This is a genomic window from Pseudomonas sp. 57B-090624 (assembly GCF_003234055.1).
GTDB classification, from domain to species: Bacteria; Pseudomonadota; Gammaproteobacteria; order Pseudomonadales; family Pseudomonadaceae; genus Metapseudomonas; species Metapseudomonas tohonis.
This window is the reverse complement of sequence record NZ_QKRU01000144.1, coordinates 1-5,885: the sequence shown is the minus strand read 5'-3', so window position 1 is coordinate 5,885 and position 5,885 is coordinate 1. Positions and strand designations below refer to the sequence as shown.

Genomic DNA, 5,885 nt, shown 5'->3' with positions numbered 1-5,885 from the left:
CCGCACCGGCTGATCCAGCTGGGGCGGGTAGGGCGGGTGAATATCGTGCTGGCCTGACATGGATGACGCGTATCTCTCGGTGGTGCGCGGCACTGGCGAGGCCGCGCCCTTGTTGTACCAGTTGCGGGGCCTGTGGAGGAACGGGCAATCGTCGCCTGGACGTGATTTTTCGCTCTGCGGCCGTCGCTGTTGCTGCCGGGTCAGCTAAACACGGCCCTGACCCCTGGATAAAGGAATGAATGGCGATGCCCTGATAACCAGGGTGCATAAGCGAAACAGGCAACTGTTGCTGGGCGAACAGGCGATCAGCAGGCTGTCGCTGCAGCGACAGTTGAATGGCGGGGAGGAGGGCGCGAAGCCCTGTGGAGCGGGCTGCGGGCCCGCTGGCACGAGTGATGCAATATTCCTTGCAGAAAGCGAAAGCGCAGCCGGACCTTACTCGAAAGAATAAGCAGGGCGCGCCCAGCCACCCATCCAGCGGCAAGGAGCGACACCATGCACACCTTCACCTCGCGGGCCCGCACGCCCGGCAAACTGGCCCGCTTGTTCGGCCTGCTCGGCGCCTCGGCGGCCCTCGTCTTCGGCACGTCCGCCGCGCAGGCCGAAGCGTTGCCCAAGGAGCTGCGCCTCGACTACGCCTACTACTCGCCCACCAGCCTGGTGCTCAAGCACTTCGGCTGGCTGGAGCAGGAAGTGGGGGCCGGCACGAAAGTCAGCTGGGTGCTGAGCCAGGGCAGCAACCGCTCGCTGGAATACCTCAACGGCGGCAGCATCGACTTCGCCTCCACCGCCGGCCTCGCCGCCGTGCTCAGCCGCGCCAACGGCAGCCCGATCAAGACGGTGTATATCGCCAGCCGCCCGGAATGGACCGCGCTGGCCGTGCGCAAGGACTCGCCCATCCAGAGCGTCGCCGACCTCAAGGGCAAGAAGATCGCCGCCACCAAGGGCACCGACCCCTACCTGTTCACCCTGCGCAGCCTGGAGCAGGCCGGTCTGAGCAAGGACGACGTCGAGCTGGTGCACCTGCAGCACCCGGACGGCCGCGTGGCCCTGGAGAAGGGCGACGTCGACGCCTGGGCGGGCCTCGACCCGCACCTGGCCGCGAGCCAGGTCCAGGCCGGCTCGCGCATCCTCTACCGCAACGTCGCCTTCAACAGCTACGGCGTGCTCAACGTCACCGAGCGCTTCGCCAAGGAGCACCCGCAGGCCATCGCCACCGTGCTCGGTGCCTACGAGAAGGCGCGCAAATGGGCCCGCGAGAACCCCGAGGAGCTGGCCCAGCTGCTGGCCAGGGAATCCGGCCTGCCGCTGGAGGTGGCGCGCCTGCAACTGTCGCGCACCGATTTCTCCAATGCCCAGCCGGGCCCGGAGCACATCGCCGCGCTCAAGGCCGCCGCGCCGATCCTGGTGACCGAGGAACTGGTGCGCCGTGGCGTGCAGGTCGAGCAGGTGGTGGACCAGCTGATCGACCCGGCCTTCAGCGCACAGGCCATCGCCAGGCAGTGATCCGCACGTCCGCCGGGGCGCGTCCGCGCGGCCCCGGCATGGGCGCCTGCGGGACCACCCCGGCGCCGGGAGCAGAAACATGAACAGCAAGAGCAAGACCCTGCCGGCGAGCCCCGTCGGCACCTGGAAACCGACCTTCTCCGGCGTTGCCTTGCGGCGCCGCCTCAAGGGCCTGGCGATCCCGCTGCTGGCCCTCGCCCTGCTGGAAGTGCTGGTGCGCATCGGCTGGGTGCCGTCCTACCAGATGCCCGCGCCCAGCGAGATCGTCCTCACCCTGCGCGACCTCGCCGGCGGCGCCCTCTGGACCCATATCGGCGTCAGCCTGGCGCGGGTGGCGGCGGGCTTCGCCATCGGCGCGGTGCTGGCCCTGGGCGTCGCCGCCTGGGTCGGCCTGAGCCGCGAGGCCGAGGCCTACCTCGAACCCACCTTCGCCGCCCTGCGCGCCATTCCCAGCCTGGCCTGGGTGCCCTTGCTGCTGCTCTGGCTGGGCATCGACGAAACATCCAAGGTGGTGCTGATCGCCATCGGCGCCTTCTTCCCGGTCTACCTCAACGGCGTGGCGGCGATCCGCAATATCGACCGCAAGCTGGTGGAGGTGGGACAGATGTACGGCTTCGGCCCGTCGCGCCTGGCGCGACGCATCCTCCTGCCGGCAGCGCTGCCGGGGCTGTTCACCGGCCTGCGCAGCGGTCTCAGCCTGGCGTGGATGTTCCTCGTCGCCGCCGAACTGATCGCCGCCACCAAGGGCCTGGGCTACCTGCTCACCGACGGTCGTGAAACCTCGCGGCCTGACCTGGTGCTGGCTTCGATCATCGTCCTGGCGCTGCTGGGCAAGCTCAGCGACGGCCTGCTGGCCGCGCTGGAAACACGGCTGCTGGCCTGGCGCGACGCCTTCGCCGGCCAGGGCGGGGAGGGGTGAACATGGGTGAGGCATTGCTGGATATCCAGGTCGAGCGCAAGCAGTTCGCCGGCCATACCGTGCTGCAGAACGTGCACCTGACGCTGCGTGAGCGCGAGGTGGTGAGCCTGCTCGGCCCCAGCGGCTGCGGCAAGAGCACCCTGCTGCGCATCGTCGCCGGGCTGGAGCGCGACTACCTCGGCCGCACCCTGCGTGGCGAGGGTGAGGTGGCCTTCGTGTTCCAGGAGCCGAGGCTGATGCCCTGGCTGACCGTGGCGCAGAACATCGGCTTCGCCGACGACAGCGGCTATGACCGCGAGCGCGTGGCGCGGCTGATCCGCGAGGTGGGCCTGGAGGGCTTCGCCGACGCGTTGCCCAAGCAGCTTTCCGGCGGCATGGCGCAACGCGTGGCCATCGCCCGCGGGCTCTATTCGCAACCCCGCGTGCTGCTGCTGGACGAACCCTTCAGCGCCGTGGACGCCTTCACCCGCATGAAGCTGCAGGACCTCTTGCTGCAACTGGCCGAGCGCCATGCCATCGCCCTGCTGCTGGTGACCCACGACATCGACGAGGCCCTGTACCTGGGCGACCGCGTGCTGGTGATGGGCGCCCGCCCGGGCAACGTGCGCCAGGAGCTGGCCGTACCCCTGCCGCGCCCCCGCGACCGGCGCGATCCGGAGCTGGCGCGGCTCAAGGCCGAGGCGCTGACCGAGCTGCATCTGGCGCATGTGATCTGAGGGGCGGATGTAGGGTGGATGACGCTCTTTTCATCCACCAGACGGGCTCACCGGCGGGCATGGGATTTCCATCGCGGGTTTCACCGGCCCTACGTCGAGAGCAGGCGGGCGACCACTGTGTGGAAACGGGCTCCGTAATGGTGGATGGGTGAAGCGCCATCCACCCTACGCAGCGGTCACGTCCATACGCTGGCACATGTGATCTGAGGGCGGGTGGATGACGCTCTTTCCATCCACCAAACGGGCTCACCGGCGGGCATGGGATTTCCATCGCGGGTTTCACCGGCCTTAGGTCGAGAGCAGGCGGGCGACCACTCTGTGGAAACGGGCTCCGTAAGGGTGGATGGGTGAAGCGTCATCCACCCTACGCGGTGGTCATGCTCACTTGCCCGTCAAACCGTCAACTGCACCACCCGCTCGCCATCGATGCGGGCGTCGTTGCCGCGGCGGTTGACCACCAGTTCGCCGATGGCGATCAGGCGGCTGCGGGTGACGTTGCGGCTGAGGCCGAGCAGGTTGGCGGTGTGCACCTGGTTGCAGTGGCAGTGGCGGTAGGCGGCGCGCAGCAGGGCGTCCTCGACCTTCTGGTGCAGGTCGCCGCCCTGTTCCTCGAACAGGCGCTGGAAGGCGTGGAGCATCTGCGCCTCGGCCGAGCCGTCGTGGCCGCGGGGTTCTTCCGGGCGGTCGATGCGCAGGTTGGAGAGGTGCAGGTCGTCGGCCTGGATCACGCCGTCGCGGCAGATCAGCAGGGTGTGGTGGATGACGTTCTCCAGCTCGCGGATGTTGCCGGGCCAGGAGTAGGTGCGCAGCTTGTGCTCGGCCTCGGGGCTGAGCTCGCTCTGACCGTAGCCCAGGCGGCGGCTGTATTCGCCGATGAAGTGGCGGGTGAGCGGCAGGATGTCGCCGGGGCGCTCGCGCAGCGGCGAGAGCTCCAGGCTGACGACGTTGAGGCGGTAGTAGAGGTCTTCGCGGAAGTGCCCGGCGTTGATCGCCTTCTCCAGCTGCACGTTGGTGGCGGCGAGCACGCGCACATCGATGGGGATCGGCGTACGCGAGCCCAGGCGCACCACTTCGCGCTCCTGCAGCACCCGCAGCAGTTTCACCTGGATGGGCATGGGCAGGTCGCCGATCTCGTCGAGGAACAATGTTCCGCCGTTGGCCGCTTCGAACCAGCCGGCCTTGGCCGCCAGGGCGCCGGTGAAGGCACCTTTCTCGTGGCCGAACAGCTCGGCCTCCACCAGCGACTCGGAAAAGGCCCCGCAGTTGACCGCCACGAAGGGGCCGTCGCGGCGCGCGCTGAGGTTGTGGATGTGGCGGGCCACCAGTTCCTTGCCGGTGCCGGTCTCGCCGATCACCAGCACGCTGGCCTCGCTCGGCGCCACCTGCTGCAGGTGTTCGAGCAGGGCCTGGGATTTCGGGTCCTCGAACACCTGGGCGGTGGCACGCACCGAGGTGGCCAGGGCCGGGGAAGGGGGCAGGGTGAGCAGGCCGGAGCCGTTCGGACGGGGTGCTTTCATGAGTAGAAGGTCGGCTGTGGCAGGTTCTGGTTCAGGGCCCAGTCGCCCAGCTCGCGGACCTTGTAGTCCACCGGGTCGTGCAGGGTCTGGGTGCGCAGGTTGCGCCAGTAGCGGTCCAGGCGCAGGGCGGCGTGGGTGGAGCGGGCGCCGGTGACCTCGAACATGCGGTTGCACAGGTCCAGGCCGTTGCGCGTGGTGGCGACCTTGGCGGTGGCGATGGCCAGGGCCAGTTCGCCGCGCTGCGCCTCGCCCAGGGCGGTGCCCTGGTTCCAGGCGGCGTCCAGCAGCTGGTTGGCGCGCTGGATCAGCGCGCGGGCGCTTTCCAGGCCGACCCAGAAGTCGCCGTAGCGGGCCAGCACGTAGGGGTCCTCGCCTGCGCTCTCGACACCGGAGCGGAACCAGGGGCGGGCTTCGCGCAGGGTGTAGGCGCGGGCTTCCTCGAAGGCGCCTTCGGCGATGCCGAGGAAGATGTTGCTGAAGATCAGCTGGGCGATCAGCGGGCGCAGGCAGGCGAAGGGCGTGCTCAGCGGGCCGGGCTCCAGCAGCAGTTCGTTCTCCTCCACCCGCACCCGTTCGAAGGTGGCGCTGCCGCTGTCGGTCTGGCGCTGGCCCATGTTGTCCCAGTCCTCGGCCAGGCTGATGCCGCTGCGGGCGGTGGGGATGGCGGCGATCAGCAGCTTGCCGCTCTCTTCGTCGAGGCCGGAGGCGATCAGCATCTGCGAATCCAGGGCGCCGGAGCAGAAGCTCTTCTTGCCGGAGAACTCGCGGTAGCCGTTGAAGCGCCGCACCGTGGTGCGGGTGTCCAGCGGGTTGAGGGCATTGCCCCAGAACCAGCGGTTGCGCGCGGTGAGTTCGAACCAGGGCTGCCACTGCTCGGGGCGCGAGAACAGGCGCACGGTGGCCAGCATCAGGTGCTGGAAGGCGAAGACGTGGGCGATGGAGCTGTCGACGCGGGCGAACTCGCGGACCACGGCGAGGGTGGTCTGCCAGTCGGCGCCGAGGCCGCCGTATTCGCCGGGGATCACCAGCGACAGCAGGCCGCTCTGGCGGATGGCGTCGCGCTCGGCCTTGGGGGTGCCGCCCTGGGCGTCGCGTTCGGCGGCGCTGAGAGCGAAGCCTGTGGCCAGCTCGCGGGCGATCTGCAGCGGCGTGGGGGTGGCGAGATGCTGAGGGGCATTCACGCTCGGGTCCTCTTCGGGTGGGGGCTTGTCGGGTGCGCCCCTCCGC

At 69.2% G+C, this 5,885-nt stretch carries 5 protein-coding genes; 3 read left to right on the top strand and 2 right to left on the bottom strand.

Going from position 1 to position 5,885, the window contains the following annotated elements; genetic code table 11:
- Positions 1-495: 495 nt before the first annotated feature.
- The 3 genes from DMX10_RS31710 to DMX10_RS31700 all read left to right on the top strand — a co-directional run bounded on the left by DMX10_RS31710 (position 496) and on the right by DMX10_RS31700 (position 3,141).
- A complete protein-coding gene (locus DMX10_RS31710; RefSeq protein ID WP_111264815.1) occupies positions 496-1,506 on the top strand; it encodes an aliphatic sulfonate ABC transporter substrate-binding protein in 1,011 nt (336 codons plus the stop codon).
- A gap of 79 nt (positions 1,507-1,585) precedes the next feature.
- Positions 1,586-2,425, top strand: a complete 840-nt coding sequence (locus tag DMX10_RS31705) for an ABC transporter permease (RefSeq protein ID WP_111264814.1) — start codon at positions 1,586-1,588, stop codon at positions 2,423-2,425.
- A gap of 2 nt (positions 2,426-2,427) precedes the next feature.
- Complete coding sequence (locus tag DMX10_RS31700) at positions 2,428-3,141, top strand: ABC transporter ATP-binding protein (protein ID WP_178083036.1); 714 nt, start codon at positions 2,428-2,430, stop codon at positions 3,139-3,141.
- Between the two features lie 392 nt (positions 3,142-3,533).
- Here the strand turns inward: DMX10_RS31700 and DMX10_RS31695 are convergent, their stop codons facing one another.
- A complete protein-coding gene (locus tag DMX10_RS31695; RefSeq protein ID WP_111264813.1) occupies positions 3,534-4,658 on the bottom strand; it encodes a sigma-54-dependent Fis family transcriptional regulator in 1,125 nt (374 codons plus the stop codon).
- Positions 4,655-5,839 carry an acyl-CoA dehydrogenase family protein gene (locus tag DMX10_RS31690; protein ID WP_111264812.1) on the bottom strand — a complete coding sequence of 395 codons (1,185 nt, stop codon included), beginning with the start codon at positions 5,837-5,839 and terminating at the stop codon, positions 4,655-4,657. The genes DMX10_RS31695 and DMX10_RS31690 overlap by 4 nt, the downstream gene beginning before the upstream one ends.
- Positions 5,840-5,885: the final 46 nt, after the last annotated feature.

Coding starts and splice junctions, on each gene's coding strand:
- DMX10_RS31710 (WP_111264815.1), top strand. CDS start 496: ATGCACACCTTCACCTCGCGGGCCCGCACGCCCGGCAAACTGGCCCGC.
- DMX10_RS31705 (WP_111264814.1), top strand. CDS start 1,586: ATGAACAGCAAGAGCAAGACCCTGCCGGCGAGCCCCGTCGGCACCTGG.
- DMX10_RS31700 (WP_178083036.1), top strand. CDS start 2,428: ATGGGTGAGGCATTGCTGGATATCCAGGTCGAGCGCAAGCAGTTCGCC.
- DMX10_RS31695 (WP_111264813.1), bottom strand. CDS start 4,658: ATGAAAGCACCCCGTCCGAACGGCTCCGGCCTGCTCACCCTGCCCCCT.